Raw genomic sequence first — 638 nt, 5'->3', positions numbered from 1 at the left:
TTCACCCAGGGTGTAACGATCGCACCAGGTGTCATCCAGCACACCTTCTTCCGGCAGATCGTCAGCGACATGCCAGTCGGTGCGCTGCGGCAGCTGGTATTCAGCGCCACGGCCAACAGCGATATCAGCGTCATCGAGAATGTTGAGGATCTCGCGTTCTGCGCGAGAGTCGGATTTGGCAGATAACCAGCAGAAGAGGTTTTTCTTCTCTGATTTTGCTTTAGCTTTAATCACAAACGCGTAGGTGTTCATTGCGTCTAAGCTCCTTTGGGTTGTAAGATCCCCGGCGCTGTATAAGCCGCCTGACTTTGGTGGTTGTAATTTCCGGTGTGCTTTGGTCGGCCTACACCGGAGGGAGAGCCCGCTTCGGCGGGTTTTTTCGTTACAGGGTCACGGCGGGCTGTTCGCCGTTACGGACAATGCGCTCAATTTCGAAACTTTCGCCCGCAACATGCTGCTCAACAGCTGCCGCTTCACACTGGCGCTGGTCTTCATACACACCCAGCACCACATCCTGAAAATCGCCGTTGGTCATACCCACGGTCAGCACTAGCGCGAATAGCGTATTCATTTAGTGCGTCCCCGCCGGTACCAGATGCGGCTGAATGCTGGGAGCGGAGAACGGCTGGCGGATATGA

The 638-nt window shown here is 55.3% G+C and carries 1 protein-coding gene and 1 pseudogene; both read right to left on the bottom strand.

Annotation, left to right across the window (positions count from 1 at the left end; all coding sequences use genetic code 11):
* A pseudogene (locus FN633_RS00690) lies at window positions 1-252 on the bottom strand (exonuclease); the annotation flags it as partial.
* A gap of 130 nt (window positions 253-382) precedes the next feature.
* Window positions 383-571 carry a DUF1482 family protein gene (locus FN633_RS00685; RefSeq protein WP_154056397.1) on the bottom strand — a complete coding sequence of 63 codons (189 nt, stop codon included), beginning with the start codon at window positions 569-571 and terminating at the stop codon, window positions 383-385.
* Between the last annotated feature and the right edge of the window lie 67 nt (window positions 572-638).

Source organism: Pseudescherichia vulneris, assembly GCF_902164725.1.
Classification (GTDB): Bacteria; Pseudomonadota; Gammaproteobacteria; order Enterobacterales; family Enterobacteriaceae; genus Pseudescherichia; species Pseudescherichia vulneris.
The sequence above is the reverse complement of the archived record's forward strand: the minus strand, read 5'-3'. Positions and strand labels throughout refer to the sequence as shown.